This is a genomic window from Candidatus Woesearchaeota archaeon (assembly GCA_018303405.1).
Classification (GTDB): Archaea; Nanobdellota; Nanobdellia; order Woesearchaeales; family JABMPP01; genus JAGVYD01.
The window spans coordinates 54,019-80,864 of sequence record JAGVYD010000010.1 but is presented as its reverse complement, the minus strand read 5'-3'; the positions used below and the strand labels follow the sequence as shown (position 1 = coordinate 80,864).

At 44.2% G+C, this 26,846-nt stretch carries 25 protein-coding genes; 11 read left to right on the top strand and 14 right to left on the bottom strand.

Going from position 1 to position 26,846, the window contains the following annotated elements:
- Positions 1–97: 97 nt before the first annotated feature.
- Entirely contained in the window at positions 98–1,696 is a 1,599-nt protein-coding gene (locus J4227_03640; protein ID MBS3109595.1) for an RDD family protein, read from the bottom strand.
- 90 nt (positions 1,697–1,786) lie between these two features.
- Between J4227_03640 and J4227_03635 the strand changes: the two genes are divergently transcribed.
- Entirely contained in the window at positions 1,787–2,329 is a 543-nt protein-coding gene (locus tag J4227_03635) for a hypothetical protein (protein ID MBS3109594.1), read from the top strand.
- Positions 2,330–2,399: 70 nt separating this feature from the next.
- Here the strand turns inward: J4227_03635 and J4227_03630 are convergent, their stop codons facing one another.
- Positions 2,400–3,188 (bottom strand): glycosyltransferase, encoded by a 789-nt coding sequence (locus J4227_03630; GenBank protein ID MBS3109593.1) that lies wholly within the window; start codon positions 3,186–3,188, stop codon positions 2,400–2,402.
- A 259-nt stretch (positions 3,189–3,447) separates the two neighbouring features.
- Between J4227_03630 and J4227_03625 the strand changes: the two genes are divergently transcribed.
- The gene (locus tag J4227_03625) at positions 3,448–4,455 is read left to right on the top strand and encodes a glycosyltransferase family 4 protein (GenBank protein MBS3109592.1); all 1,008 of its coding nucleotides are present in this window, start codon (positions 3,448–3,450) and stop codon (positions 4,453–4,455) included.
- Entirely contained in the window at positions 4,452–6,008 is a 1,557-nt protein-coding gene (locus J4227_03620; protein ID MBS3109591.1) for a glycosyltransferase family 39 protein, read from the top strand. The genes J4227_03625 and J4227_03620 overlap by 4 nt, the downstream gene beginning before the upstream one ends.
- An 8-nt stretch (positions 6,009–6,016) precedes the next feature.
- On the opposite strand, the gene J4227_03615 is transcribed toward J4227_03620, so the two are convergent.
- Positions 6,017–6,547 carry a class I SAM-dependent methyltransferase gene (locus tag J4227_03615; GenBank protein MBS3109590.1) on the bottom strand — a complete coding sequence of 177 codons (531 nt, stop codon included), beginning with the start codon at positions 6,545–6,547 and terminating at the stop codon, positions 6,017–6,019.
- A gap of 69 nt (positions 6,548–6,616) precedes the next feature.
- Between J4227_03615 and J4227_03610 the strand changes: the two genes are divergently transcribed.
- Positions 6,617–7,573: a glycosyltransferase family 2 protein gene (locus J4227_03610; GenBank protein ID MBS3109589.1), complete on the top strand. Its 957-nt coding sequence runs from the start codon at positions 6,617–6,619 to the stop codon at positions 7,571–7,573.
- Positions 7,574–7,605: 32 nt separating this feature from the next.
- On the opposite strand, the gene J4227_03605 is transcribed toward J4227_03610, so the two are convergent.
- On the bottom strand, positions 7,606–8,613 hold the full coding sequence (locus J4227_03605; GenBank protein MBS3109588.1) for an NAD-dependent epimerase/dehydratase family protein: 1,008 nt from the start codon (positions 8,611–8,613) through the stop codon (positions 7,606–7,608).
- A 141-nt stretch (positions 8,614–8,754) separates the two neighbouring features.
- Between J4227_03605 and J4227_03600 the strand changes: the two genes are divergently transcribed.
- Both J4227_03600 and J4227_03595 read left to right on the top strand, forming a co-directional pair.
- Positions 8,755–9,180, top strand: a complete 426-nt coding sequence (locus J4227_03600; protein MBS3109587.1) for a VOC family protein — start codon at positions 8,755–8,757, stop codon at positions 9,178–9,180.
- A gap of 218 nt (positions 9,181–9,398) precedes the next feature.
- Complete coding sequence (locus tag J4227_03595) at positions 9,399–10,610, top strand: glycosyltransferase family 4 protein (protein MBS3109586.1); 1,212 nt, start codon at positions 9,399–9,401, stop codon at positions 10,608–10,610.
- Positions 10,611–10,638: 28 nt separating this feature from the next.
- Here the strand turns inward: J4227_03595 and wecB are convergent, their stop codons facing one another.
- From wecB to J4227_03570, 5 genes are all read right to left on the bottom strand, one after another.
- Entirely contained in the window at positions 10,639–11,718 is a 1,080-nt protein-coding gene (gene wecB, locus J4227_03590) for a UDP-N-acetylglucosamine 2-epimerase (non-hydrolyzing) (protein MBS3109585.1), read from the bottom strand.
- Positions 11,719–11,726: 8 nt separating this feature from the next.
- Positions 11,727–12,974: a nucleotide sugar dehydrogenase gene (locus J4227_03585; GenBank protein ID MBS3109584.1), complete on the bottom strand. Its 1,248-nt coding sequence runs from the start codon at positions 12,972–12,974 to the stop codon at positions 11,727–11,729.
- The gene (locus tag J4227_03580; GenBank protein MBS3109583.1) at positions 12,971–13,999 is read right to left on the bottom strand and encodes a Gfo/Idh/MocA family oxidoreductase; all 1,029 of its coding nucleotides are present in this window, start codon (positions 13,997–13,999) and stop codon (positions 12,971–12,973) included. Before J4227_03580 ends, J4227_03585 begins: the two co-directional genes overlap by 4 nt.
- A 28-nt stretch (positions 14,000–14,027) precedes the next feature.
- Positions 14,028–15,122, bottom strand: coding sequence for a DegT/DnrJ/EryC1/StrS family aminotransferase (locus J4227_03575; GenBank protein ID MBS3109582.1), 1,095 nt, complete (start codon positions 15,120–15,122; stop codon positions 14,028–14,030).
- 68 nt (positions 15,123–15,190) lie between these two features.
- On the bottom strand, positions 15,191–15,826 hold the full coding sequence (locus J4227_03570) for an N-acetyltransferase (protein MBS3109581.1): 636 nt from the start codon (positions 15,824–15,826) through the stop codon (positions 15,191–15,193).
- A gap of 114 nt (positions 15,827–15,940) precedes the next feature.
- Here J4227_03570 and J4227_03565 point away from each other — a divergent pair, with 114 nt between their 5' ends.
- Positions 15,941–17,572, top strand: a complete 1,632-nt coding sequence (locus J4227_03565) for a glycosyltransferase family 39 protein (protein MBS3109580.1) — start codon at positions 15,941–15,943, stop codon at positions 17,570–17,572.
- Between the two features lie 16 nt (positions 17,573–17,588).
- Positions 17,589–18,338: a class I SAM-dependent methyltransferase gene (locus J4227_03560; GenBank protein ID MBS3109579.1), complete on the top strand. Its 750-nt coding sequence runs from the start codon at positions 17,589–17,591 to the stop codon at positions 18,336–18,338.
- Positions 18,339–18,397: 59 nt separating this feature from the next.
- Here J4227_03560 and gmd read toward each other — a convergent pair whose 3' ends face one another.
- The gene (gene gmd / locus J4227_03555) at positions 18,398–19,456 is read right to left on the bottom strand and encodes a GDP-mannose 4,6-dehydratase (GenBank protein MBS3109578.1); all 1,059 of its coding nucleotides are present in this window, start codon (positions 19,454–19,456) and stop codon (positions 18,398–18,400) included.
- A gap of 131 nt (positions 19,457–19,587) precedes the next feature.
- Here gmd and J4227_03550 point away from each other — a divergent pair, with 131 nt between their 5' ends.
- The 3 genes from J4227_03550 to J4227_03540 are packed head-to-tail and all read left to right on the top strand — an operon-like array spanning position 19,588 to position 22,363.
- Positions 19,588–20,817, top strand: a complete 1,230-nt coding sequence (locus J4227_03550; protein ID MBS3109577.1) for a class I SAM-dependent methyltransferase — start codon at positions 19,588–19,590, stop codon at positions 20,815–20,817.
- A gap of 32 nt (positions 20,818–20,849) precedes the next feature.
- Positions 20,850–21,254 (top strand): cupin domain-containing protein, encoded by a 405-nt coding sequence (locus J4227_03545; GenBank protein ID MBS3109576.1) that lies wholly within the window; start codon positions 20,850–20,852, stop codon positions 21,252–21,254.
- Between the two features lie 5 nt (positions 21,255–21,259).
- Positions 21,260–22,363, top strand: a complete 1,104-nt coding sequence (locus J4227_03540) for a DegT/DnrJ/EryC1/StrS family aminotransferase (protein MBS3109575.1) — start codon at positions 21,260–21,262, stop codon at positions 22,361–22,363.
- Positions 22,364–22,420: 57 nt separating this feature from the next.
- On the opposite strand, the gene J4227_03535 is transcribed toward J4227_03540, so the two are convergent.
- The 4 genes from J4227_03535 to J4227_03520 form a co-directional block, all read right to left on the bottom strand.
- Positions 22,421–23,131 (bottom strand): polyprenol monophosphomannose synthase, encoded by a 711-nt coding sequence (locus J4227_03535; GenBank protein MBS3109574.1) that lies wholly within the window; start codon positions 23,129–23,131, stop codon positions 22,421–22,423.
- Between the two features lie 94 nt (positions 23,132–23,225).
- On the bottom strand, positions 23,226–23,870 hold the full coding sequence (locus J4227_03530) for a methyltransferase domain-containing protein (GenBank protein MBS3109573.1): 645 nt from the start codon (positions 23,868–23,870) through the stop codon (positions 23,226–23,228).
- Positions 23,867–25,873, bottom strand: a complete 2,007-nt coding sequence (locus tag J4227_03525) for a CDP-glycerol glycerophosphotransferase family protein (GenBank protein ID MBS3109572.1) — start codon at positions 25,871–25,873, stop codon at positions 23,867–23,869. Before J4227_03525 ends, J4227_03530 begins: the two co-directional genes overlap by 4 nt.
- Positions 25,874–25,893: 20 nt before the next feature.
- Positions 25,894–26,613, bottom strand: a complete 720-nt coding sequence (locus tag J4227_03520) for a TIM barrel protein (protein MBS3109571.1) — start codon at positions 26,611–26,613, stop codon at positions 25,894–25,896.
- Positions 26,614–26,846: the final 233 nt, after the last annotated feature.

The following is a 26,846-nucleotide window of genomic DNA, read 5'->3' as shown; positions in this document are numbered from 1 at the left end:
AAAAAAGATTTTCCCTGTATTAATCTTGGTTTAAATTCTATTACAGTGAAATTTTTTTTTATAGAGTCTTGTCTTTTGCTGATTCTGTCATTTACTGTTAAAGTAAATTCATAGCTACCAGATGAAAAAAATCTAAATCTTCTCTAACTCCAACATCTGGGAACAAGTTTAGAATACCATTTCTTAGTATTCTCGGATCCTCATCACTATATATACCTTTACTTTCATAAAATATTTCACCACTCTGGTTTCTGAAGAGTATATCCATTGTAAAAATATAAAGATTATCAATAGTTGCATTAAATCCACTGACATTCAAAGGATAATAGCAAATTGCATCACGATTTGTATAAACATCTGTGTGCTTTTGGATACAATTATCTCCTATTTCTAACCCCAATAATTTTCCTTGAATATTTAGTTTATCTATGGGAAGATCAATTACTTCTATTGTTTTGTTATAATAATTTCCTCTCATCCCAATCTTATCATATATAGCCACTTGATATGAGTATGTTCCTGGTAAAGTCCCATTTAGTCTAGAGTGCATTCCTGCAGAGTCTAGGAAATTGTTTTTCAAATCCACTTGGCCATCTTTTCCATAAACTTCAATTTGGTCGTCTATTAAATTCCCGTTTTTGTATTGTTTAACAGCAACATCATACCAATTGAGACCATCTTCATCTTTCACAAAACCTGTAACATTATTAACTTGAAAGCAAAATAAATCCTCCTGTAAAAATTCATAATTTTGAAGTTCTAGACAACTAGACCCACTCCATAATCCGAATTTAATTTCAGTGACATTTAAAGTGCCATTTAAAATAAATTCTTTCTCTGGATAGTATTTTTCAACTAAACTTACAGTAGCGTTGTACGATTTTTTACATATTTGGCTCAGATATGTAGATCTTGAATTAGAGCATAAACTCGCGTTTCTTTCATATACGGCAATTGTGGAAATGCAATTCAAATGTTGATTTTTATTATGGATATTATGGCAAAAATCCAGTTTAACAGCAAGATCCAGTCTTTTAAACTCCACTTTATTTGCATAGATACTATAACAAATGTCGCTATAGAATGGAAGGGTAGAATTACATTTTGCAAAGATAGAATTTAATGTATTTACTTTACTAAGCGATTCTTGTTGAGAATCCAAAGCTATTTTGAAGCCAAAGGCTAATAACGTGATTAAATAGTAGACATAGATAATTACAAACGTCACAATAATAAGGACCAAGATATTCCTAAGATTATTTCCAATTCTTCTTTTTGGATTATCTATAACATAGGTATTTGAAATCCTATCATGAAGAGCTTGTTTTTTATCATCCCAGAGTATCATCAAATATCCAATTCCAAGAGTCAAAGTTGATATCCATTTTGAAAAATGTCTAGCCACGGAATCAATTAAAGATAATTTCACTTTTTTCTTATTTACAACCATTATACCTAGTAATTTTTTTCCAATTGTACTTCCGAAATAATATGTGAGGTAAATATCATAGAGAATGAATACCAAAAGAAGAAAGCCAATTTCTAGGATCGATCCTTGTAATAGTGAGATAGATGAACGGATCATTATTCTGTGAATTGGAGATTGTAATATGAAAAAAATTATAAAAAGATCTATTATTAAAGCTGCAAATCTTACTCCGAACCCCGCATATGCTCCGGATTTATCATCCCCCATATGAAATATTATCAAGGTTGACTTTATAAGCTTAACGAAGGTGTTCATTCGATCTAAAGATTTATATAGAATACATATTCATAGAATATCATGAGGGATTTAAAGAAAAGAGCATATGCCGGGATATTGTCGTATGTATTAGTTATTCCGCTTATTTATATAGAATTCTTGAGAGCTTCAGAAAAACTTGGAGATAACTTTTTACCATTTTACTATGTTTTGAATGTGGTGCTAATTATTCTTTCGATTTATTTTTGGTGGGGATTTAATATTATAGGAGCTAAAATGAATAACAAATTGCTAAGTATTTCGACGATAATTATGATAATATTATTAGTTATCTTTGGAACAATTGAGTTAGTGACTATGAAGTCCTCAGAATTAGTAAAAGGTATAGTCTCTATAGGAGCTATAGTTTTAATGGGAATTATGTCTATTCCACTAGGAATTGGCCTATTGCGCTTAAAAAAAGATTTTGGAGCCATAGCTACTTCCGCTGGTGTTTTGAATATAATCACCGGAATCGCATTAGCATCGGTAATTTTAATCATCGTTGCCATATTATTGTATATTCCCATGGGTGTTCTAGAATTGATACTTATGTTTAAAGCATCAAATAAGCTAAAAATGTAGGGAATTTCTGCTTCAAAAGAGAGTAGTCTTCCATTATTAAGAATATTTTGCCTTTTTCAGATTCTGAATCTTACTTCCCAAGCCTCGCCCTCAGCGCCCGGAAGTAATATATTGTGCCGTACTTGAACAGGCCGCCTGACTTGGTCTCGCCTTCTGTCCTGTATTTGTAGACAAATGGCACTTCCTTTATTTTCCACCCGGCTTTGTAGGCCCTGTATATCCATTCAATGTCAAATTCCCCCCATTTTGCCTGCCTGTCGATTTTCAGCTTTGCAAACTTGTCTTTCTTTATGGCATGGAATACCCCTGTGAAATCATTCACTGGAATAAACGGCGACAATGTCCACTTAAGCGCAGTGTTCAGAGAGACTGTTGCAAGCTTGTGCAGGAATGGGGCGCTGATTCCGCCCCCTTTTGTGTAGCGGGAGCCGACAACCATGTCATAATCACCTATGCTTTCAATTATCCTGGCAACAGTCTCAGGCGGATGCGAGAAATCAGCATCCATTGTCAGGAAATATTTGCCTCTGGAAATGCTGATTGCGTCAAGGATTGCGCTTAGCACTCCGCGATAGCCGACCCTGGTGAGGCAGACAATGCGCTTGTCTTTTTTTGCAAAATCTGTGACTATTTTGCCTGTGCCGTCCGGGGAATTGTCATCTGCCACAATGATCTCGTAATTGTATTTCTTCGGGATGGCCTTGACCAATGCAGAAATGAGCTTTCTTATGTTGCCTGACTCGTTGAAGGTGGTTATTATTACAGAAACATACTTGGAGGGATGCTTGATGTAGGGCAATGCATTGCAGGATTTAAGCCTATTATCCTGAAAAATTTCGTAATGCCTGTCAGGTTTCATGTTGTGCCATTGCACTTTCTGTAATATTTAAACCTTGCTGAACATGGAGCTCTGAGGAAAATCCTCCCTTGGGAAGGTCAGCATCGGCTACGGCCGTTAAAGTGTGACATGTTAAGGTGGGATCCCCGTAAGGGACGCCCCCCTCCCACCTTCAATAAAATCTTATCATGGCCTGCACATATTGATGCTGACCTTAGAACCAAAGGAGATGGTTTTCATAAGATAAACATTTAAATAACAAACATTAATCACAAAGAGCATGAAAATCGCAATATTGACTCCGACATTCTCGCATTTCTCAGGGATAGACAGGGTAGTGGAGATGCAGGCCGGGGATTTTGTCAAGAAAGGCCATGAGGTTACAATATTCACGCTCATCTCCTCAATTGCGTCGAATGGCTTCAAGGTTGTTGAGCTGGGAATGCCGAAAACGCCATTCAGGCAGAGGATTTATCGCCTTTTTTTCTCGCTCATGCCTGCCCGCATCAGGGAATATGCGCAAATGCTGAAAGGCTATGACAGGATAATAAGCCATTTTTATCCAATGGACCTTATTGCAATAAAAGCCAAAGAGATGTATGGGATAAAGTATATTGCGTTCAACCATGGAATTTGCTTTCCGCACCTTTTTTCCAACCCGCTTGAGCAGATGTACATGAGCATGTTCAAGTATTTTTCAAACCAGGCAATAAAGGAAGCGGATGAAGTCTTTTCAGTGAGCCAGTTCCTTGCTGATGAATTGCACAGGGACACAGGAGTGCAAAGCAAGGTTGTCCATAACAGGATAGACAAGAAAAAATTCCATCCAGGGATAGACGGCTCCAATGTGAGGAAAAAACACCACCTCAAGAATGAGCCTGTAATCTTGTTCGTGGGAAGACTTTCGCCGCACAAAGGCGTCCACTTGCTAATCCAGGCCATGAAAATTGTGAATGAAAACAGGAGCAATGCCAAGCTTATCATTGTGGGAAAGCCGACATTTGAAGGGTATTATGGCAGGCTCAAGGCATTGTCCGGCAGGAACACGATTTTTGCAGGATTCATAGATGACAACGAGCTGCCGCAGTATTATGCATCATGTGATGTATATGCCACTGCCTCGCTTTGGGAAGGCTTTGACATTCCTGTTGCTGAGGCCCAGGCATGCGGCAAGCCGGTTGTGGCATTTGACATTGGCTCACACAGGGAAGTTGTGAAAAATGGAAAGCTTGTCAAGGAAGGGGAAACCAGGAAATTTGCAAAGGCCATCCTGGATCTGATAAAATGACACTGCTCGACAGGTGGAGAAATCTGGGAAAGCATGACAAGGCAGCAGCGATTGTTATCCTTGTTTTCAGCGCCATTGTCCTGCCATTGGCTGCAATCCACCAGGTGTCAGGGGATGCATGCTGGCACCTTTCTGCAGCAAGGTTTATGGCGGCAGAGCACAAAATCCCGCTCAATGAGGGGTTGGGGAGGGAAGGTGCATTCTGGCCGCCGCCATTGTTCCACGGCATTGCTGCCGCGGCTATGATTCTCTCAGGCAAGGCCGGGCAGTTCCTGGCGAAAATGATATCCCCCTTATCATCTATCTTGACATTAATCTTCGCATACAGGGTATTCAAGAAAATAACAAAGGAGGGTATTGCCCTTTATGCATTGGTGTTTCTTGCATTCACCCCTATGTTCATTGATTACAGCATATACAGCTATGTCGAGGCATTAATGCTGCTTTTTGTTGTTTTGAGCGTTTATTATGCATTGAAAAACAAGGTTTGGCCCAGCGCGGTTTTTGTTGGATTGGGCATCCTTACAAAATATAATGCAGGGTTTATCCTGCCTGTCCTGGCATTCATAATATACAACAATGATATGGAGAACAGGCAATCCAGGGGCACTGCGCTTTGGCACATGGTTGTGCTTTGCATTTTGCCATTGCTGGTTGCACTGCCATGGCTCATTAGAAACTGGATCAACCTTGGCAATCCGGTTTGGCCGTTCCTGAATGCATTTTTCCAAGGCGCCCCCTACCCGATACTTGGCAGCGGCTTTGACCTTTCCAACCTTATTGACCCGAGATTGCCGTCGAGAAGCTATTTGGCATTCTTTGGAGTGCCGGAAGGAAATCCGGCAAATCTTTCTTTTGCGGGCATCCCTTACATGAACATAATGCTGGCATTGTGGATAGGCGGAACCATTCTGTTCCTGGCTCCGCTGTTCTTTAGCAGTGGCTTCCGGGACAAGGCAAGCAAAAAGCTGGCTTGGATTTGGGTATTGTCCTATTTTGTTTTGTATCTTGTTTATGTTGTGACTGCAGACATTTCAGTTATGCGGACTTTCTTGCCCGCAGTCCCGGCGCTTGCAATTTTTTGGGCATATGGATTTGGAAATCTCATGGCAATGCTGGAAAAGGCCAGGAATCACAAATTCCTCTTGCTGGGCAGAAAACTAGGCCCAGGCACAATTGCATTTATTTTGCTTGGCTTGATTATTGCAGGCTTCATAATCGCGGCATCGGTCAAGATATTAGTGGCTGATAAGGCATGGGGCCGTTATGCAGAGGATTTTGAGTGGGCGCAGAAAAATACACCTGCAAATGCCCTGTTCATGGCAGGAGGCCAGTGCACTGCATACAATCTGGACAGGCTGACAATCCAGCCAGCAGAGGCTGATGCATTGGGTGCGGATTATCTTTTTGTCAACCAGGGCTTTGCACTGGACAATAAGGTGAAAATCAGCCAGGAAATGCTTGATGAAATAGAGGCATCCGGCAATATTTTTCAATTGGCTTATTCCAATCCTTCTACAGGCACCAGGATTTTTAAGAATGAAATGCAATAAGGCTGAAATCACTTCATTACCTTAAACTCAAAATCAAGCTTCAGCACTATTTCGCCGAGAAGATAGCTCATTAGATGTCTCAGGTGCAAAGCATTTGGAAATAGTTTTTTTGGCAGGGGGATTGGAGGAATCAGCCAGCCGAACTTTGAGGGTATGTCCTTTACTTTTATCAGCCTCACGCAATAATGCGAGTCGTACAACCGTGTGGGATTTGTAAAGAACTTGAAGCTGTCAATGTTGAAATAATAGTTGTGGTCAGGGTAGAATGCGGCTGAAGAATGCCAGTAGGGGACAATGATCCTGACCGTCGCGCCTTTCCTGCAAATCCTCTGGATTTCCTTCATGGTTTTCCAAAGGTCGTCCACATGCTCAATGACATCCTGGGAATAGACTTCATCAAAATAATTGTTCTTGAAGGGCCATGGATAAACGCTCAGATCATGCACCACGTCCACGCCGGGCGCCTTTGCCTTGTCAAGGTTAATGTAGCCTTTCTTTATGTCGACTCCGCATCCCAGGTGAAGCTTCCTTTTTGGCATTGTCATCGGTATAAACAGAGTATTTATAAAGATATCTTTAGTGTTTAGATTCAGTTTGGAGAGATTGCAATGCCAGGCAATGCAGCAAAAAATCAAAATGCCGCGAAGAAAGGCAAATCAGGAATGCCCAGGATATCTGTCATAATTCTAAATTGGAATGGCAGGAAGATTATTGGCAATTGTCTGAAGTCAGTCTTTCAGCAGGCAGTTCCGCCCCATGAGGTTATTGTAGTGGACAATGGCTCCACTGACGGCAGCCAGGAATTTGTGAAAACAAGGTTCAGGCAGGCCAGGCTTGTTGAGCTGAAGGCCAACAAGGGATTTGCAGAGGGAAACAACCAGGGGATAAGAAAAGCAAGCAGCGACTGGGTGTTTGTCCTAAATAATGATGCTGTCCTTGACAAGGATTGCCTGAAAAAAATTGGCCATGAAATTTTGAAAGATAAAAAAACAGGGGATTCGGAAAAAGTAGGGATGTACTCCACGAACATGGTCTACATGGACACAAACAGAGTGGACAGCCTCGGCCTGGCAATTAGCAAGCTTGGCCTGTCCCATGACATCAAGGAGGAAAGCAATATCCATAAGCTTAAAGGCCCATGCGGCGGCGCTGCGATATACAGCAGGAAAATGCTTGAGTCACTGAAGGATGCGAACGGCTATTATGACAGGGATTTCTTCATTTATTTTGAGGATGCTGACCTGGCATGGCGTGCCTCCCGCGAAGGATGGAAATGCAGATTGGCGAAGGATGCGATTGTCCACCACATGCACGGCGAGACCACCAGGAAAATGAAAGACCCATTCCTTTTTTTCTTCATAAGGAACAGGGTATTGTCCTTCAAAAAGAACAATGAGCTTGGGCTTATTGGCCTCCTGCTTTTTTTGGCGCTGCAGAAGATAGTCCTGATTAAGTATCTGTTCAAGGGCAAGTTCTTCCTGGCATTCTCTGCAATTATCGAGGGCTTTTCGGGCATTTTGAGCCAGCCAAAAGAAATTTTTCTCAGGTATGGGAAAAGTTCTTAGGCATAGGAAAAGAAATTGAAGTGAAAAATAGCCTAGAAGAGCTTTTCTTTCCAGGTTGCGGGGCATTTGTCGTTGATAATTTCCAGGTCAAGGTGGTACTTGAATTTCTTCGTGCCCCTTGCCTTGATGTAGTCAATCATTGACTGAAGTCCGTCAGAGAGCTTTGTTTGTGTCCTGTAACTCAGCAGCTTTCTTGCCTTGTCTGCGCTGCAGGATGCCAGCTTGACTTCCTGCGGCCTTTCCGCGACATATTTTGGCTTGAGGTCAAAGCCCAAAAGCCTGGCTATTGTCTTTGCCAGCTGGTTGATTGTGATAAATTCCTCGTCCGGCCCGACATTAATGACCTCACCCACTACATTTTCCTGGAAGGCCACTTTTTTCAGGCAGTCATTTACATCCTGGACAAAAGAAAAGCACCTTTTCTGGCTGCCGTCGCCATAGATTATTGGCTGCCTTCCCTGGAGCATGAGGTTAATCATTATTGCCGCGACATTTCGGTAGGGGTCATCATATTTTTGCTTGGGGCCGATTATATTGTGAGGCACAACAATCACATAGTCCATGCCATGCGTCTCGCTGAGGTTCCTGAGCAGGAGCTCTGCTGCATATTTTGAAATTCCGTATGGGTCCTGCGGCCTGGGGACCATGTCTTCTGTAAATGGCACCTTATCCTGTGCCCCATAGCGCGCCATGCTTGAGCAGAAAACAAACCTCTTGACTTTGTTAGCAATTGCGGCGCTCATCAGTGTCGAGGATATCTGGAAGGTGTTCTGGCTCACAAGGTGAGGCGAGAAAACGCTGAGGCCTTCATACGCGGTGCAGGCGCAGTGGTAGACAACATCAGCATCCTTTGTCAGCTTCTTCATGGTATTCAGGTAGGTGCAATCAACCTGATGGAAATCAACTGCATCAGGGACATTGTCCAGATAGCCCCCTATAAGGTTGTCACAGCCCGACACAGAATGGCCTTCATCAAGCATTTTCTGGGCAAGATGGCTGCCGAGAAAGCCTGCGATCCCGGTTATGAATATTTTTGCCATGTAGCGTGTGAGTTTTTGGCTGTTTATATAGTTATCGCGAAAAATAAGTCAGCATAAAATGAGATGCTGGTGCCCGGTGGCTATCCCTGTGACCATGATTTTATCGCAAAGCTTTATATAGTATGTTAACCATAGTTAATCATGGCAAAGCAGATCTTTGTTAACATGGCTGTACATGATTTAGGCAAGGCAATCAGGTTCTTTACAAAGCTGGGATTCAAATTTAACCCGCAGTTCACTGATGAAAACGCCACATGCATGATAATTGGCGAAAACATTTTTGTTATGCTATTGGTCAAGAAATTCTTCAAGGGATTTATACCTGGCAAGGAAATCAGTGACACCTCCAGAACAAGCGAGGCCATCATGGGCATAACAGCTGAAAGCAGGGAAGAAGTTGACGGGATGATACGGAAAGCTGTGGCTGCAGGAGGAAAAGAGTACAGGGAAGCATCAGACCATGGATGGATGTACGGTCGTGCTTTCGAGGATTTGGACGGTCATATATGGGAAATCTTCTTCATGGATAAAAGCAAAATGCCCGATGAGATGAAGAATAGGAAGTGACGGTCTTCAAGTGTCTGCCCGAAAACCCGCCTTCCGGCCCGGCTCGGGCATCTGCCCAGCATTGCAGCTTCTCGCGAATTGCATTTTTCTCCTCTGCAACCCCGAAAAATGCTTGATCACTCCAGGAACGGGCTTCGCAAAATTGATGCCCAAACTGACTTTTCGGGCAAAGCCTCCTTTAAGAGAATATTTAAAAACATGTGAATAATGGCAGATTCATGCGAATCGTCCATCTTGTCGGGTTTTACAGCCCTGAACTGGGATACCAGGAAAGCTACCTGGCCGAGCAGCATGCAAGGATGGGCCATGAGGTTCATGTAATTGCATCTGACAGGCCTTACCCCTTCCCGAACATAAAGAAAATAATGAAGGATGCCAGGGCAAGGCTTGAAAAGGAAAAAGGCAGGAATGACAGCGGGGTAAAAGTGCACCGGCTGAATTCCTGGAGGGTTTATGCAGACCTTATCCTGCTATTTGGCATCAAGAAGAAATTAAGGGAAATCAGGCCCGATGTTGTTTTTGCCCATGAAAGCAGGCAGTCCCCTCCCTACTACGCAGGCATGTGGAAAAAGGAATTGGGCTATGTCCTTGTGACAGACCAGCATGACTTTCACCACCATATCCCAAAACACAGCCTGGCCAAGAAACTTCTGCGGGAAATTGACTATGTGATTGTGCGGAACCCAATGGTGCGAAAAGCCCTGAAAAGGAGCGACGGGATTATTGCTGTCACAAGGGAAACAAAGGCTTACCTGAAAAAGCAATTCAAGCTGAAGGACGAGGATGTTGCACTCGTTGAGCTGGGTGTTGATGAAAAGGCATTCACCAACAATCCAAAGGCAAGGTTGAGGATCAGGAAAGCCCATGGCATAAAGGATTCGGATGTTGCTTTTGCATTCGCAGGCACCATAGTCAGGAGAAAGGGGATAGAAATGCTCATAGAGGCCTTTGCCAAAATGGCAAACATGGACTCAAGGCTGATGATAATCGGCGACGGGGAAGAAGCCTACATGGAAGAGCTGAAACAGCTTTCAGCTGACCTTGGCGTGCAGGATTCTGTAATTTTTACAGGCTTTGTTCCCAAGGCTGAGCTTCCGGAATTTTTTTCTGCAGCTGATGTGGGGGTATGGCCTGGCAACAATTCAGTCATAATCATGGAGGCCATGGCATGCGGGCTCCCTGTAATCATGGTAGACCTGCAATTGAGCCACCTTGTTGGCTACAACAATGGCATGAAATTCCACTCAGGCGACCTGGCAGAGCTGCAATCCTGCATGCAAAAAATGATGGACACAAGATTGAGGAAAAAACTTGCAGGCAATTCAAGAAAGGCCTGCGAAAAAAACTATTCTTATGCAAGCATCGCCAGGCAGTTCCTGGAAGTTGCCAAAAAAGCAGGAGAAAAAAGGCATATTAAGCTGGACATCTGAGAATATGCCGGATAATTCTTGAAAATAGTCATTTAAAATATTCTTCAATTTGCCTGACCATGGCAATGCTGGCTTTCCTGCTGGAATATGCCCTTGGCTTTTTGCCTGAAGGCCTGCTGGCATTAATTGCTTTCAGGATAGCTGCCTTTCTCGAAGGCACAAGCCTGTTCCATCCTTTTGCCAATGTTTCAGCCCATTCCGTGTTCATCCTTATTGTGATGCACGGCACGCCCAGCTCAAATGCCTCTTTCTGAATCCCGCCTGAATCTGTAATGACCTTGAAGGCGTTTTTCTGCAATGCAAGGGTGTCAAAATATGGCAGCGGGCGGATTATGCGGATGTTTTTTCCCTCGAGATAATTATTCAGGCCGAATTTCAGGATTGCCTTGAAGGTCCGGGGGTGGATTGGGATGACAACCGGGATGGGCGAATCCGCAAATGCCGACAAAATCTGCGTGAGGTTTTTTTTGCTGTCGGTATTCGAAGCGCGGTGGATTGTTGCAAGGATGTAGCCCTTAGGCTTTAGCTCAAGGCGCGCCAGGATACTGGAGCGCCCTGCATTTGCAATGTTCTTATGCAGCAATTCTATCATCAGGTCGCCTGAGAGAAAGGCCCTTTGCTTTCCGCCTTTTCCAATGCCCTCCTTTCCAAGGTTATGCATTGCCTGATGGGTCGGGCACAGCAGGATATCTGACAGCTTGTCAGTTGCTCGCCTGTTTTTCTCTTCCGGCATCTTCATGTCATAGCTCCTTAGGCCGGCTTCAGCATGCGCAATTGGAATCTGGAGTTTTTTGGCAGCTATGGCGCCTGCCAGGGTTGAGTTGGTGTCGCCAAAAACAATGACAAGCGCAGGCTTTTCCCTTGCAAGGACAGGCACAAGCTTTTTCACCATGGAGGCTATCATTTTTTTGCGCGGCATCGATGAAATCCCAAGATTATATTTGGGGGATGGTATGCGCAATTGCGAGAAAAAAACATCTGACATATTGCGGTCAAAATGCTGGCCTGTATGCACAATCACTTCCTTGTGCCTTTTGCGGAGCTCAGCAGAAAGCAATGATGCCTTGATAAACTGGGGCCTGGCACCGACAATTGAGACGATTTTCATTATGAGCATCAAGCAAGGACATTCTTAATGTCCACAACCTTTTCCCTGATTTTTTGAAGCATTTGCCTGTATTGAGTCAGCTTGTTGACAAGAATTACGGCATCCATGTTTTTTGCCTCATCTGCGGATGCAAGCGGCTTGGCGCCGAATATTTTCTCAGTTTCTTCGCCTGTGTACAGCGGGTCAAAGCCAAATACTTGGTGGCCTTCTTTCTTTAGCAATGCAATCAATGGGATGCTCTGGGCATAAGCATGTTCTTTCACACCCTCACGATAGCTTAAGCCAAGAATCGCAATTTTTGCCGGCTTCTTCGGCTTGGCAATGGCAATGGCCCTGCTGGCAAACAGCCTTATCATGCTGTCATTGACATTCCTCGCTGTTTCAATCAGCGGCAAGGCATTTTCATTTATTATGAACCAAGGATAAACAGGGATGCAATGGCCGCCGACAAGGCCGGGCTCAAGAAGACTGCAGTACTGGTGGCTGGCTGCCGCTTTTACAAGCCAGTAATCCACGCCATATTTTTCTGCAGACTGCCAGAGCTCATTGGCAAGGGCAATATTCACGTCTCTGTATATGCCTTCTGCAATTTTTGTGAGCTCTGCTGTTTTGGCATCCTTGACTTTGCGTATTTTTGCAAAGATTTTGTAGAATTCATATGCTTTTTCAGTGCTCTTGTCGTCTATGCCCCCTACGATTTTTGGGAATTCGCGGAACCTGGAGATTGAATATCCAGTCATTATCCGCTCCGGGCTGAATGCCAGGAAAAAATCCCTGCCTGCCCTGAGCCTGCTTGTTTTTTCAAGGGTTTCTTTCACAAGGCCATTTGTTGTGCCGACCGGCACTGTTGTTTCAAGGACAACAAGGTCATTCTTCTTAAGGCCTTTTCCAATTGAAGTTAATGCAGACACAATTGCCCTGAAATCAGGATTTTTCTTATGGTCAATGAACAACGGCACAATGACTATATGGACATTTGACTGTCTTGCCGCAGACTCAGCATCTGATGTGGCAATGAGATTTTCCCCAATGTGCTCATGGATAAGCCCGGAAAGGCCCGGCTCTTCAGGGATTGGGTTTTTTCCATTGTTAATCATCAGGACTGTATTTTTATTAATGTCCACCCCTGTAACCTTAATTCCTGAATCCGCAATAACTGCTGCCAAAGGAAGGCCTGCCTTGCCAAGCCCGATAACCTCGGGCCTCCATTTTGAGTAGCCTGGAGCCCCCTTTGCTCCATTCCTGGCGCTGCTCATACCTTGATCACCTCGCCCTGGCTCGCGGACTGGATAAGCTTTGTGGCGATATTGATGGCATGCATGCCATCTGCGCCTGAAACAGCCGGCTTTGAGCCTGTCCTTACGCAGTCGACAAAAGACTCAAGCTCGGCAAGCAGCGGCTCTTTTTTCCGGATGTCGATTTTTTGCATCTTGCCTTCAATTACGGTGAATGGCCCGGCAGAGTAGTCCAACTTTCCATTTACAAATTCATTGGCATAAAAATAGAGCTCCTGCAAAAGGTAATTGGCATGGAACATGCCTTTTTCCCCGGTTATTGTAATTTCCCTTACTTTTTTAGGCGTTAGCCAGTTGCAGTTGATCACGCCGAGTATGTCATTCTCAAACCTGATTGTGGCGATAAGAAGGTCTTCGCTTTTGGAATGGATTTTTCTTGCGGTTTCAGCAAAAACATGAAGCACATCCGACTCAGTGAGGTAATTGATGATGTCTATCTCATGCACAGCCAGGTCAATAGTGACACCAACATCCAGGATTCTGCTCGGGAAAGGTGACAGCCTCGTCGAGCTGATCTTGTAAATCCTGCCCAAGTCGCCCCTTGCCATTCGCTTCTTCAGCTCCTGGACAACAGGGTTGAATCGCTCGATATGGCCGACAAAAAGTTTCACCTTGTGCTTTTCAGCAATGGCAATCAGCTTTTTGGCCTCGTCAACATTTGCAGCAAGGGGCTTCTCGACAAGGCAATGGATGCCCTTTTCCATTACCCTTGAAGCAACTTCAAAATGCATTTTTGTTGGAACGCATACGGAAACTGCCTGGATTTTTTCCCTTGAAAGCATTTCTGCGTAATCTGAATAAAAATTGATTTTCAAATCAGGATAATCATTTGCAACTTTGTCAAGGTTTGCCTGGCTTGAGTCTGCAACAGCAACAAGGCTGACATTTGCATTTTTCATGGAGGCATATACCCTAACATGGTTCTTCCCCATTACTCCCGTGCCTATAACAGCGACATTGACAGGCTTTGAATTTTCAGAGCGCATTTTTATCAACCCACAAATCCCTAACCCTTTACATTTCCTCAAAGGCTGCTGCAATAGCAGAAAGGTCATCCTGGCTCAGCGAAGCATGGACTGGCAGGGATACCACTTCCCTGGATGCCTGCTCGGACACTGGAAACATGCCTTCCTTGTAACCCATTTTAGCGTAGAATGGATGCATGTGCAATGGCTTTGGGTAATAGACCCCGGTGCCTATGCCCTTTTGCTTCAGCGATGAAGTCACCTCATCCCTGCTGAGCTTGAACCCTTTGATCCGGATAGTGTATTGGTGGAAGACATGCCTGCACTGCGGCTTGACCGCAGGAGGGATAATGCCTTCAATTTTTGAAAGCTTTTCAGTGAGGAATCTTGCATTGCCTATGCGTTTCTTTACCCAGTCCTCCAGCCTTTTCAGCTGCTCGATGCCAATTGCCGCCTGGATATCAGTCATCCTGTAATTGTAGCCCAGGTCAAAATACTCGTAGCGTGTCTGCTCTGACTGGCCATGGTGCCGAAATCGCCTTGCCTGTTCTGCATACTCAGCATTGTCTGTAACAATCATGCCGCCTTCTGCAGTGGCAATATTCTTCGTGGCATAAAATGAAAAGGCGCCAATGTCACCAAATGTTCCGGCCCTTCGGCCGCGATATTCTGCGCCTATTGCCTGGCAAGCATCCTCAATGATCTTGAGGCTGTGCTTTGCCGCTATTTCCCTGATGGCGTCAACATCATAGGCCTGGCCATAAAGGTCAACAGGGAGAATTGCCTTTGTTTTCTTTGTTATATGCTTCTCAACCTGTCCCGGGTCAATGTTGAAAGTCTTTTCCTCAATATCGCAGAATATTGGCTTTGCATTCTGCATGATTACGGAATTCGCCGTAGCTGCGAAAGTGAATGGAACAGTTATGACCTCGTCACCCGGCCCTATCCCGGCTGCATACAGGCTCGCATGCAAGGCAGCTGTGCCGCTGTTGACTGCAATGGCATGCTTGGCCCTGCAATAATTTGCAATGCTCTCCTCAAATTGCCTGACTTTGGGCCCCTGCGCAATCATGCCTGACTTCATCACTTCCATGACAGCGTCCATTTCCTCTGGCCCGATATAAGGCTTAGAAATCGGAATCATTTTGATTTTCCCTCGCTCTGCCAATGCTTCTGCCAATACCTCTGCTGATATCTCAGCCTAAATGCTTTTCACTCATCCCGTTTTTGCTTTTTCGCATGGGACCTGATTTTTTCATAATCCTCGCGCGCAATTTCCATCTTATGGCTGCATGTTTCACACACAAGGATCTTGTGGGTCTTGCCGTCCTCGACTTTTATATGCCTGGTGCCGCATTTGCACACAAAATCCACAACCTGGGCAGGAACTCCCATCACCAGGGAATAAGGCGGAACGTCCTTGGTAACAACGCTTCCTGCAGCTATCATTGCATGCTCGCCAATTGTCACTGGCAGGATTGTGCTGTTTGCGCCTATAGATGCACCCTTCTTGACAACTGTTTTGGATACAGTCCAGTCAGTCGCGGTCTTAAGGCTTCCATCAGGATTTATCGCTCGAGGATACATGTCATTTGTGAAGCAGACATGCGGCCCGACAAACACGCCATCTTCTATTGTGACACCGTGATAAACTGACACATTATTCTGGATTTTGACATTGTTGCCTATATGGACTCCAAAATCTATGTATACATTCTGGCCAAGGATGCAATTTTCACCTATGACTGCGTCTTCCCTGACCTGCGAACGATGCCAAATCATTGTATTTTCGCCAATTTTTGCATTTGCAGAAACTTCAGCTGTTGGATGTATTTTGGGATTTGACATTTTAGCCCTCCTCACACACCCATTTATGCATTGGGAAATATTTAAAAAGTTTGTTATTATGTTGAACTGCAATCCAGGGGGATATGGATTTGCAGAGGTTTTATGGGAAATAAGATGACAGAACCAAAGGTTGGCAAATGGCCTGCATTTCTTATGCTGATACTATGCCTGGCGATATTCCTTAGGTTTTATGCCATTGGCCAGGAAAGCTTATGGATTGATGAAGGCGCGTCTGCCATGACCATGAAGCTGTATACAGGCATGGAAACGCTAAAGAATATTTACCTGTACGGCCAGACCCTGCCCGGGCTATACCCTGGGATTTCAGACCTGCCTGTTTACCATCCAACCCTTTATTATTGGACGCGGATTTTCGGGGTCTCTGAAGCGGGCCTCAGGTCTTACTCAGCGATTTATGGCATTCTTGCCCTGATACCGACTTTTTTGCTTGCCAGGGAATTGTTCGGCAGGAAAATTGCGAATATTGCAGCATTCCTGATGGCCATCAATGTGTCTGCAATCTATTATGCGCAGGAAGCCAGGCCTTATTCGCTGGTCCTGTTTTTTGGAATCAGCTCGATTTATTTCTTTTACATGGCACTGCAGAAAAACACAGGATATTATTGGGCATGGTTTGTGGCCTTTGCACTCCTTGGGCTCTACACCCATTTCCTTTTTGAGATTCTGGTGATATTTGAATGCGCCTACCTTGCCCTGCACCTTATTTGGATAAGGCAGAAGAAAATCAGGGAAATCATTACAGAGATATTCAGCTGGAAAAAAGGGCTTGCACGAAATGCGGGTGTTGCGCTGCTTTTGATATTCATTTTATCACTTCCGCTCGTCGTGCGGACATTCAGGGAAGGCAACGCGGAGGATTGGAGGGGTAAGCCTTCAGTTGGCACAATTGCCAGGTTTTTTGTAAAATTTGTTGGATGGATACAGCCAACCGATGCTGTTAGGGAAAGCCTTTCCTCCGGGGATTATGCTGGCATTGGATTCTGGCCATTGTTGGCATTCATTGGCCTGTTTGGTGCGCTGGCAGTGTCATATTTTGCTGTTGGCTCTGCCATAATCAGCGGGGAATCAGGGATTGCTTGCCTGTTCAGGGATTCAAAATCATCCAGGAAAAATATGAATGCAAAATTGCTGGGTGATTGGGCGAGGCAGAATGAGGCAATTGTGTTCAGCGCATTGTGCTTTGCTTTTCCAGTGCTATTTTCCCTGCTTTTGTCTTACCTGACTCCAATCCCAATTTTTGGGCCCTTCAATTACCTCATCTACTGCTTGCCCGTTTTCCTAATTCTTGTGGCAAAAGGCATCAGCAATAGCAAAATGAATTTGCCTGGAAAATATGGCATGAGCTGGATGCTGCTGTTGCTCATTGTGCTCAGCCTTCCCGTTGTTATCGATTACTACAACGGGCCGAACAGGCAGCAATGGAGGGAAGTTTCGCAATACCTGCAAGAGAATGCTGCGGACAAAGAGCCGATTCTGGTAAGCCTCTATTCAGGGGCTGTGACTCTGGAATATTACAATGGTGATAACCCGCATATTTTTGGCGTTAAGGACGCTGGCCAGGCCGGGGAGATTTTGCAGGCTGCTGATTCAGGATGGCTGGCGCTGTCATTCTGGCAATACGGAGACCCTGAAGGCACAATCAGGAAAAAAGTGGAAGAGAGGTTTGAGCTCGGCGAAAGAATAAGATTTTATGACATTGATTTGTACCATATCAAGAGGCGCTAGGGGGCTGTGAGGCAAAATGGAACTAAGGGAATATGAAGTGATGTACGAAACAGAGAAAGACCACTGGTGGTTCAGAGGCAAAAGGAAGATAGTGTTTTCACAGGTCGACAAATTGCTTGGCGGAAAATTGATAGGGAAAAAATATTCCATCCTGGACCTTGGCTGCGGAACAGGGATAATGATAAAGGAATTTGAAAAATATGGAGCAACATCAGGCATAGACATTGTTGCTGAGGCCCTTCATTTCTGCCAGAAAAGAAACCTCAAGAGACTGGTGCAGGGCGACCTGATGAAATTGCCATTCAAGTCAAACAGCTTTGACCTGGTGAGCATTTTTGATGTGCTTTACCACAAAGAAATCAAGAATGATGTCAATGCAATGAAAGAAATTTACAGGATAATGAAGCCAGGCGGCCACCTCATACTCACTGATTCAGCAGACATGAAGCTTTGGAGCAGGCATGACATTGCAGCGCATGCAAGGGAGAGGTATACTGTCGGAAAAATGTCATCAAGGCTCAGAAAGGCAGGGTTCAGCGTTGTCAAGGCGAGCTATTTCAACATGATACTGTATCCATTGGTGTTTGCCTACAGGAAACTGGACAATGTTTTGAATAAGAACAGGCCGGTCAAGACAAACATTGACAAGTCCAATCCTGCTGTGAGCGCAGTCCTTTTCTCGGTTCTCTGGCTCGAAAGCGTTGCGATGAGGCTGTTTAGCCTGCCATTTGGCGTCAGCATATTTGTGATAGCAAAGAAGCCATGAAAAAATGAGGGAATAATGTTGTCTCAACATTTAAGAAAGTATGCTGAAATCGCAAAAAATCATTCCTTCATTCCCTGCCTGAATTTCTTGATGTCAAAATCCACCATGATTTTAACGAGGTCCTTGAAGGTGGTCTTAGGCTGCCAGCCAAGCTTTTTCCTGGCTTTTGAAGAGTCGCCCAATAAAGCGTCGACTTCTGCCGGCCTGAAATAGCGAGGATTGACTTTTACAATGGTTTTTCCAGTTGCAGCATTGATTCCCTTTTCATTGACGCCTTTCCCTTCCCATTTGATCTTGATCCCGGCATAGGAGAATGCCTCTTCGACAAATTCTCTTACAGTGTGGTTTTCGCCTGTTGCAATCACAAAATCCTCAGGCTCCTTTTGCTGCAGCATCATCCAGATGGCCTCAACATACTCCTTTGCATAACCCCAGTCCCTTCTTGCGTCCAGATTGCCCAATTCAAGGGTAGTGTCAAGCCCCAGCTTTATCTTGGCCACCTGCTGGGTGATTTTCTTGGAAACGAAATTTTCCCCCCTTCTTTCTGACTCATGGTTGAAAAGAATGCCGTTGCAGGCGTACATGTCGTATGCTTCCCTGAAATTGATTGTAATCCAGTGCGAATAAAGCTTGGCTATGCCATATGGGCTCCTTGGATAGAAAGGTGTCTTTTCGCTCTGTGGGGTTTCAACAGCCTTGCCGTAAAGCTCGCTTGTCGAGGCATTGTAAAACCTTGTTTTCCCGGTCATGCCAAGTATCCTTATGGCCTCCAATGTCCTCAAAGTGCCAAGTGCGTCGGCATTGGCAGTGTATTCAGGAACCTCAAAGGAGATCTTGACATGGCTTTGCGCTGCAAGATGGTAAATTTCATCCGGCTTTGTCTCGCTGAGGATTTTGAGTATGGAAGATGAGTCAGTCATATCCCCGTAATGGAGTATCATGTTTTGGTCGCGCTCATTGAAGTCATAAAAAGAGGTCAGCCTTTGCCTGTTGAAGCTGCTTGAGCGCCTGCAGATGCCATGCACCAAATACCCTTTCTTCAGAAGAAATTCTGCAAGATACGAGCCATCCTGGCCGGTTACGCCGGTAATCAGCGCGACTTTTTGGCGGTTATTCATCGTGCCTGCAGGATGGACTCTGATTTAAATAGCTTTCCAAATTAGGAGAGGAAGAATTATGACGGACAAAAGGGTCAATGCATATTAAAAAGCTTTATAAGGTCATGTTGTCAACTTCTGCGTGATACATTATGCAAAAGAAAAACTGCAGAATGTGCAGGAGCAATAAGCTGCACATGTTTCTTGATTTGGGGTTCACTGCTTTGGCAGATGGATTCATAACAAGGGAACAGCTCAATGAGCCTGAAAAGCAATACCCCTTGAGGGTCTGCGTTTGCAGGGAATGCGGGCTTTTCCAGCTGGACCATGTTGTTCCGCCTGACGAGCTTTACCGGAAGAATTACCCATACCTTTCATCTGTGACAAAGACAGGCAGAGAGCATTTCCACGGCATGGCAACAAGCATCTGCAAAAAATATGGCATTGGCAGGGACAAGCTGGCAATTGATGTTGGCAGCAACATAGGGGTTTTGCTTGAGGGATTCAAGAGCAACGGCCTGAGGGTCTTGGGAATCGACCCGGCTGACAATATTGTTGAAATGGCAAACAAGAGAGGCATAGAAACCTGGCCTGAATATTTTAACGGCAATATTGCGACAAAAGTGCTGAAGGAAAAGGGCAGGGCCAGCGTCATAACAGGCACAAATGTCTTTGCTCACATTGACGACCTTGATGACATGATGGATGCTGTAAGCAAAATCCTGGAAGACGATGGCATTTTTGTCTTTGAGCTGCCTTACCTTGTGGATTTGCTGGATAACCTCGAGTATGACACAATTTACCATGAGCACCTCAGCTATATCTCAATCAAGCCTCTGGTGAAGTTCTTCAGGAAATTCAAAATGGAGCTTTTTGATGTTGAGCGCACAGGAATACACGGCGGGAGCATAAGGGTCTTTGTATGCAAAAAAGGAAAGCACAAGATCCAGAAGGCTGTGGATGAGCTCGTCAATCTTGAAGATGACAAAAAAGTGTATGACCTTAAGCGCCTGGAAAAATTCAGCAGGGATGTGCAAAAGCAGAAGGAGGACCTGATTGACCTTTTGAGAAGCATAAAGAAACAAGGCAAAAGGATTGTTGGCCTGAGCGCGCCTGCAAAAGGCAACACACTGCTGAACTACTGCAAGATTGGGACTGACTACCTTGATTATGTTACAGAAAAGGCTGAGACGAAGATTGGATTGTACACGCCTGGAACGCACATTGAAGTAAAGGATGATGCAAGCATAATAAGGGACAGGCCAGGCTATGCCCTGCTATTGGCATGGAATTTTGCTCCGGAAATAATAAAAAACATGGAAGAATTCAGGAAAAACGGCGGGAAATTCATCATCCCGATACCGGCGCCGAAAGTCGTCTGATTGGTTACAAACAAAAAAGGTGGAAAGGAAAAATGGCAAAGCAAAGCATGAAAAAAGTGATGGACAGCCTGAAGGGCATTAAGCCGGCGTTCAGGGACAGAAGGGGCGCAATTTTTGACATTCTTGATGAGACAATAAGGCATGTTGGGATAATAGATTCCAGGCCAGGCTCCAGCAGGGGAAACCATTACCACAAAAAGGCAACCCAGTGGACATATGTCATTTCCGGGAAAATCAGGATTTACCTGAGGGACGCGAAGGATGGAAAGGCAAAGGTCAAGGTTGTGCAGCTTAATGAGGGAGAAATAATAAAGCTTCCACCTTACACGATACATACAATAGAAACCGTAAAAAAATCCAAGATGCTCATACTGACAGATGTGCCACGGATAAACAATGGCTATGAATATGACACGTTCAGGGTGAAAATTGCGTGATTGACATGAAAAGAATCATACCAGTGCATGAGCCTGTGCTGGACGGGAATGAGAAAAAATATGTAATGGACTGCCTGGACACAGGCTGGATCTCATCCACCGGGAGCTATGTCAAAAGATTCGAGGAAAAATTCGCAGCATTCTGCGGCTTAAAGCATGGCATTGCTGTCACAAGCGGGACTGCTGCGCTTCATGTTGCAGTGGCTGCCCTGAAAATCGGCAAGGGCGATGAAGTGATAATGCCGAGCTTTACAATGATCGCCCCGGCGCTGGCTGTTGATTATACTGGCGCAAGGCCTGTTTTTGTCGACGCTGAGCCAAAATCCTGGACAATGGATGCCGGCCAGATTGAAAGCAAAATCACCAGGCGCACAAAGGCAATAATGGCCATCCATATTTACGGCCACCCCTGCTATATGGATGAGATAAAGGAAATCGCGGACAAGCACGGCCTTTACCTGATCGAGGATGCTGCAGAGGCGCATGGCGCCCTGTACAAGGGAAAAAAAGCGGGAACTTTCGGTGACATAAGCGCATTCAGCTTCTACTCAAACAAGATTGTGACAACAGGCGAAGGAGGCATGGTTGTTACAAATGACGACAAGCTTGCTGAAAGGAGCATGTGGCTCAAGGATTTCTGCTTTGACAAGGAGAGACGGTATTTCCACGAAGAGATTGGGTTCAAGTATCCCATGACAAATGTGCAGGCAGCAATTGGGCTTGCCCAGGCTGAAAGGGTGGAAAAGATAATCGAACAGAAAAGGGACATGGCACGCAGGTATAATGAGGGACTGGAAGGCGTTAGGAATGTCACAAGGCCATATGAGGACAAGGATGTTAAGAATGTCTACTGGATGTATGGCATCCTAATTGAAGACGGATCAAAGAGGACAAGGGATGAAGTCAAGAAGTACTTGTTCGAGCACGGGATAGACACAAGGTATTTTTTTGTGGGCATGCACAAGCAGCCGCCTTTCCTGGTGAAAGATGGGAAATTCCCAGTCACTGAGGAACTTGAAAGGAAAGGGCTGTACCTGCCGTCTTCCACCAACCTGACTGATGAGCAGATAGAATACATTTGCAAGACAATAAAGAAAGCAGTCGAATAGTAATTATGATTGGGCAATAATTAAAATAACTGATTTAACAATTGATTCTTAAGGAGCTTATTTTGAAAATTTCAGCCTGATGATCTCATTAAGGCAAAGCTGGCCGTTCTTTACAAAATTCAAAATGTTTCCGAAAGATTTTGATTTTCCTGCCTGCCTGTCCGTGAAAGTGTAAGGGACTTCCTTCCATTTATAGCCCTGCCTGATTGCGTCATGGGAGAATCGAATGCAGTATTCGGCATAGCCATCCTGCTTTAGTGTTACCTTGCTGAAAACCTTTTTTTTAGCCATGTAAAAACCTGAGGTGATGTCCTTGACATCGAGGCTGAGAATTACTGAAGCTGCAATGTCCACCATCCTGCTGGCAACAACCCTCCCGAGGTTTCGGCTGTCCTTGCCCCCCTTGACATAACGGGATGCGCTGATGACATCATAGTTGCCAAGATTCCTTATCATTTCAGGTATGATTGAAGGAGGGTGCGACAAGTCGCAATCCATCCACATGACAACATTTCCGCGGGCTGCTTTTATCCCTGCCCAGATTGCCGATGGCAGGCCGCGCACCCTGATTCTCCTTATGAGGCGGATGCGCCTGTCTTTTTTTGCCAGTGAGGTGACAATCTCCCAAGTCCTGTCAGGGCTGTTGTCATCCACAACAATAATTTCATAAAGATGCACGCCGGCATATTTCTTGATCTGGCTGATCAGCTTGCCGATATTTTCCTTCTCGTTGTAAGTTGGCAGGATTGCCGAGATGTGATATTGCATTTGAAACCTCCGGGGATTGGAAAACGTTATTAATATTGTTGTGTGATTGATATTTCCACAGTCTGACAATTGTCTTTCGCAGTGACAGAGTCACTCAGGATTTCCCTGGCTTCTCCAGCAAAAACATCTCGTTTACGTTATCGTTGTATAGAAATTTAAATTTCCTACGCTTAACAACCTTCAAATCCGCTACATTTTTTAGGTATTCCTTGACAAAGTCAGCCTTCCAAAGCAAATCGCTGATGCCACGGTAATTAATTTCAAAATATTCTTCGTTAAAGTATTCAAACCCCCAGATATATCTGCCAGCCACCCTATGGATTTCCTTCATCGCAGCACCTATGTCTTTTGGGCTGATGTGGATTAAAACACCTGAGGTAAAAACCAGGTCAAACGAATTGTCCTCAAATGGCAATTCAAATATATTGGCCTTTAGTATTTTGGCCTTCGGAAGCGCCTTGGCTGCCACGTCAATCGCATATTCATTTACATCAACTCCTGTAAGATTTGAGAAACCTGCCTTCTGCAGCTCAATCAGCTGATTTCCAGAATTGCAGCCAATTTCCAAGATTCTCGCGGACTTATCCAAATTGCCAAGAAACTCTGCGTTCATTTCTTTTCTGGTGGTGCCGAATTCCTTAAGATAAAATTCATCCATAGATTGGTTCAGAAATTTATTGCGGTCGGTGTATTCCTTCCCAAAGGACCCGCCCCAGTTCTCAATTTGTTCAGTTTTCATTTTATCACTCCGTTGACAATATTCATAAAACGAGATGAAGCTTTACCATCTACGGGCAAGAAATATCGCGATAGATATTCCCTCCTCATTTTGGAAAGTTTCTGCATGGAATTCTTGTCAAACAGGTATTCCCGTATGCTGCTATGCAGAGTTGATTTATCGGTCACCTGTTTAAAAGCTTTGCCCTTCAGTTCTGACAAGAAATCAAATTGCTCCCTCAGGTTTAACTGGATTACTGGAACATCCATTAGGAGGGACTCAAGCATCACCGTTGAATTTATTGAAATAAGCAAATCAGCAGCGCTGAAAAGCTCATAAAGGTCAATTTCCCGGATGATTGCGCAAGTATAGTCCAAATCTGCCAATATTTTTTCATAGAAATTCCAGTTGTCATTGGGATGGAGCTTTATCAGCATCTGTACATCCTTCATTTTCCTGATGCATTGCACCAATTCAGTCAATGCGACTATTGACTCGGTTTCATCCTTATGAGGCTGAGCGGCATACACCACCAATTTTCTATTTTGGTCCAACCCAAGCTGTTTGAATAGTTTTGGCCTGGAGTAATTCCTTTTATTTTCAAATATCAGATCAGTGCGAGGCTGGCCAGTAACTTCAACCATATCAGGGGAATAATTTCCCAGCTTCAAAAGCAGATCCCTGAAATGCCTTCCGTAGACTGCTGTCTTCGTTGGCAATATGCAATTATTTCTTTTTTTTATGGCATTGCCATTGGATTTCGTAGAATGGACATCGGAATTGCCATAGTTATAGGAGATGTGAAACTTATGGATAATGCCATGCTGAATCCCTATTGAAGGAACGCCATTCATATGTGAGGCAAATACAATTGACCTGGAGGTGCCATTTTCATCAGAGCAAATCGTGCAGTCAATCTTGTTTTCGCTTATTATCTTATCCATTATTGCGAGATTCCTAGCTGCACTGGACAGGGAGTCAAAATTGGAAGTAAAATATTTGCTTATCTGCGGTTTTAAAATTGAAAAAAGATCAAGATAACCATATTTCAGTGATTTACGCAATGGCTGGCTGTTCTCCAGCCCAGGCCATACCTGCCTCAATTTATCCTGATAGGCAGAAATTTTCGACTGGATTCTTCGGTCGAAATAACTGGAGAAGATAAAATACTCAACTGGCAAAAAAGGATACTTCTTTTCCCTGATTGCCTGCCAGGCCGAACCAGTATTAGTAGCGTAGTCAAGGACAACAGCCCTATAATTTTTATTAGACATAATTTTTCTTAGAATAGTATATGAATTGATATCCCCCCGAAGCCCTGCACCCAGGTTAGTCCACACATGGGCCTGAGTGAACACCAAAAAATTCTTTTTTCCAGTTTCCCTCTTTATGAAATTGAATCTTATAAAACCCTGGATTATCCTGATAAGCCGGGCCGAGGCATTTGATATGCCTGGCCCAATATTGCCAAACATGCCTGCGCTTTTTCCTGCTGCATGGTTTGCGTCCTCACTCAGCTTGCCATCCAGTTGAATATTGTATTTTTTAGCAACATTGGATGCCAACCCCAGAAAAGTCACGCTCCCTGTAAGCAAGAGCATCTTCTTCATTTTCAGATTGCGAACAACTGTCTCCAACACGGAAAATTCCTTGAGAGAAACTACCATGTGCGCATAGAAGCCCTGCCGAATGAACCACCACATCGAATATCCGTTGAATTCAGTGAGCTCGATGAATGACTTATCCTGCAGTATTTTCTTGTGTGGAAAGATCTTGATTAAGTCAATTATTTTATGCCGCATTGCTGCAAAATCAGTTTTTTTGACATATTTTTCAATATGTTCGACCTTGATGCCGGGATTGAATCCAAGATTGTTGAAACTGTTCAGTAAGCTTGCATCCCAAAAGATTATTTTGGATGATTGGATTTTTATTTTGCCATCCTGAACCATCCTATTGAGAGTGTCGAGCCCGGCCATATCATGGACGAGAATGCACACAGGTATTTTCTTTGCTTCTGGCATATCGCATCATTCCCATGGAACTATTTTAATTTTGCGGGGTCCAGTATGCCCCTAAGCCTTGCAATATTTTTTAAATCTTCGGAAAGCCCCCTAAGATCCCCTTTTTTAGGAGTTTCCAAAGAGATTATAAGTTCCTTTTTATCCTTTCTTGAGGTTAGCTTTGTAAGAATTTTTGTCAAAGGGAAGTTCCCCTCCCCCAAAGATTTGTGAACATCTGTCACAGAAGCATAATCCCCGTCGCAGAAGTGGAACATAAATGGATTCAGTCCAAGAAATTCATCAATGAAGCTGAGGGGGTCTTTTTTGTAATAATTGGCAGCGCAGATTGCATGACCAATGTCAACGCAGAGATCGGACTTGACGGCGCTGAGCAGCAATTTTAATTCTGAAGGCGTTGATCCAAACAAAATGGATTTGCCGTCGATGCCAATTCTCGGCATGTTCTCTATAATCAGTTTTATGCCTGCATCTTCCAATATTTTGTATCCTGAAATATTCTGTTCCGGAGTGGAGACAATGTCAAAACTAACCCCGGGGTGGACAATGACCCTTTTTTCCCCAAAATAATCAGCAAACTGCTTAATGGTTTGGACAGCATTTGAGAATGACTTATCCCGGCCCACTATGTTGAATCCGTGAGAGGTGTGTGGAGCGTGAAAAATAACTGGGACATTTCTGATGGCTTGAAGTTTATTTGCATCAAAAGTCCCGGGAATTACATAAATCTCTGCATAATCCACTAATTTCCCAGAATTGAGTTTTTGTATGGCCTGAAATGAATCGAAATTGTCAGACCAGATCTTAACTCCCAACTTCATTTTTTACACCATTTATACCTGCAGCAACTGGCAGTGCGTATCCAATGGAGAGGGAGGAGACGTTAATAAATCTATTGCTCCAATCGGCTCCCATGAAAAAGTCTTGCAATCGCAAGACTAAGCGAAAGCTTTAAAAACGACCCTCAATGAATCGA

Coding starts and splice junctions, on each gene's coding strand:
- J4227_03640 (MBS3109595.1), bottom strand. CDS start 1,696: ATGGGGGATGATAAATCCGGAGCATATGCGGGGTTCGGAGTAAGATTT.
- J4227_03635 (MBS3109594.1), top strand. CDS start 1,787: ATGAGGGATTTAAAGAAAAGAGCATATGCCGGGATATTGTCGTATGTA.
- J4227_03630 (MBS3109593.1), bottom strand. CDS start 3,188: ATGAAACCTGACAGGCATTACGAAATTTTTCAGGATAATAGGCTTAAA.
- J4227_03625 (MBS3109592.1), top strand. CDS start 3,448: ATGAAAATCGCAATATTGACTCCGACATTCTCGCATTTCTCAGGGATA.
- J4227_03620 (MBS3109591.1), top strand. CDS start 4,452: ATGACACTGCTCGACAGGTGGAGAAATCTGGGAAAGCATGACAAGGCA.
- J4227_03615 (MBS3109590.1), bottom strand. CDS start 6,547: ATGCCAAAAAGGAAGCTTCACCTGGGATGCGGAGTCGACATAAAGAAA.
- J4227_03610 (MBS3109589.1), top strand. CDS start 6,617: ATGCCAGGCAATGCAGCAAAAAATCAAAATGCCGCGAAGAAAGGCAAA.
- J4227_03605 (MBS3109588.1), bottom strand. CDS start 8,613: ATGGCAAAAATATTCATAACCGGGATCGCAGGCTTTCTCGGCAGCCAT.
- J4227_03600 (MBS3109587.1), top strand. CDS start 8,755: ATGGCAAAGCAGATCTTTGTTAACATGGCTGTACATGATTTAGGCAAG.
- J4227_03595 (MBS3109586.1), top strand. CDS start 9,399: ATGCGAATCGTCCATCTTGTCGGGTTTTACAGCCCTGAACTGGGATAC.
- wecB (MBS3109585.1), bottom strand. CDS start 11,718: ATGAAAATCGTCTCAATTGTCGGTGCCAGGCCCCAGTTTATCAAGGCA.
- J4227_03585 (MBS3109584.1), bottom strand. CDS start 12,974: ATGAGCAGCGCCAGGAATGGAGCAAAGGGGGCTCCAGGCTACTCAAAA.
- J4227_03580 (MBS3109583.1), bottom strand. CDS start 13,999: ATGCGCTCTGAAAATTCAAAGCCTGTCAATGTCGCTGTTATAGGCACG.
- J4227_03575 (MBS3109582.1), bottom strand. CDS start 15,122: ATGATTCCGATTTCTAAGCCTTATATCGGGCCAGAGGAAATGGACGCT.
- J4227_03570 (MBS3109581.1), bottom strand. CDS start 15,826: ATGTCAAATCCCAAAATACATCCAACAGCTGAAGTTTCTGCAAATGCA.
- J4227_03565 (MBS3109580.1), top strand. CDS start 15,941: ATGACAGAACCAAAGGTTGGCAAATGGCCTGCATTTCTTATGCTGATA.
- J4227_03560 (MBS3109579.1), top strand. CDS start 17,589: ATGGAACTAAGGGAATATGAAGTGATGTACGAAACAGAGAAAGACCAC.
- gmd (MBS3109578.1), bottom strand. CDS start 19,456: ATGAATAACCGCCAAAAAGTCGCGCTGATTACCGGCGTAACCGGCCAG.
- J4227_03550 (MBS3109577.1), top strand. CDS start 19,588: ATGCAAAAGAAAAACTGCAGAATGTGCAGGAGCAATAAGCTGCACATG.
- J4227_03545 (MBS3109576.1), top strand. CDS start 20,850: ATGGCAAAGCAAAGCATGAAAAAAGTGATGGACAGCCTGAAGGGCATT.
- J4227_03540 (MBS3109575.1), top strand. CDS start 21,260: ATGAAAAGAATCATACCAGTGCATGAGCCTGTGCTGGACGGGAATGAG.
- J4227_03535 (MBS3109574.1), bottom strand. CDS start 23,131: ATGCAATATCACATCTCGGCAATCCTGCCAACTTACAACGAGAAGGAA.
- J4227_03530 (MBS3109573.1), bottom strand. CDS start 23,870: ATGAAAACTGAACAAATTGAGAACTGGGGCGGGTCCTTTGGGAAGGAA.
- J4227_03525 (MBS3109572.1), bottom strand. CDS start 25,873: ATGCCAGAAGCAAAGAAAATACCTGTGTGCATTCTCGTCCATGATATG.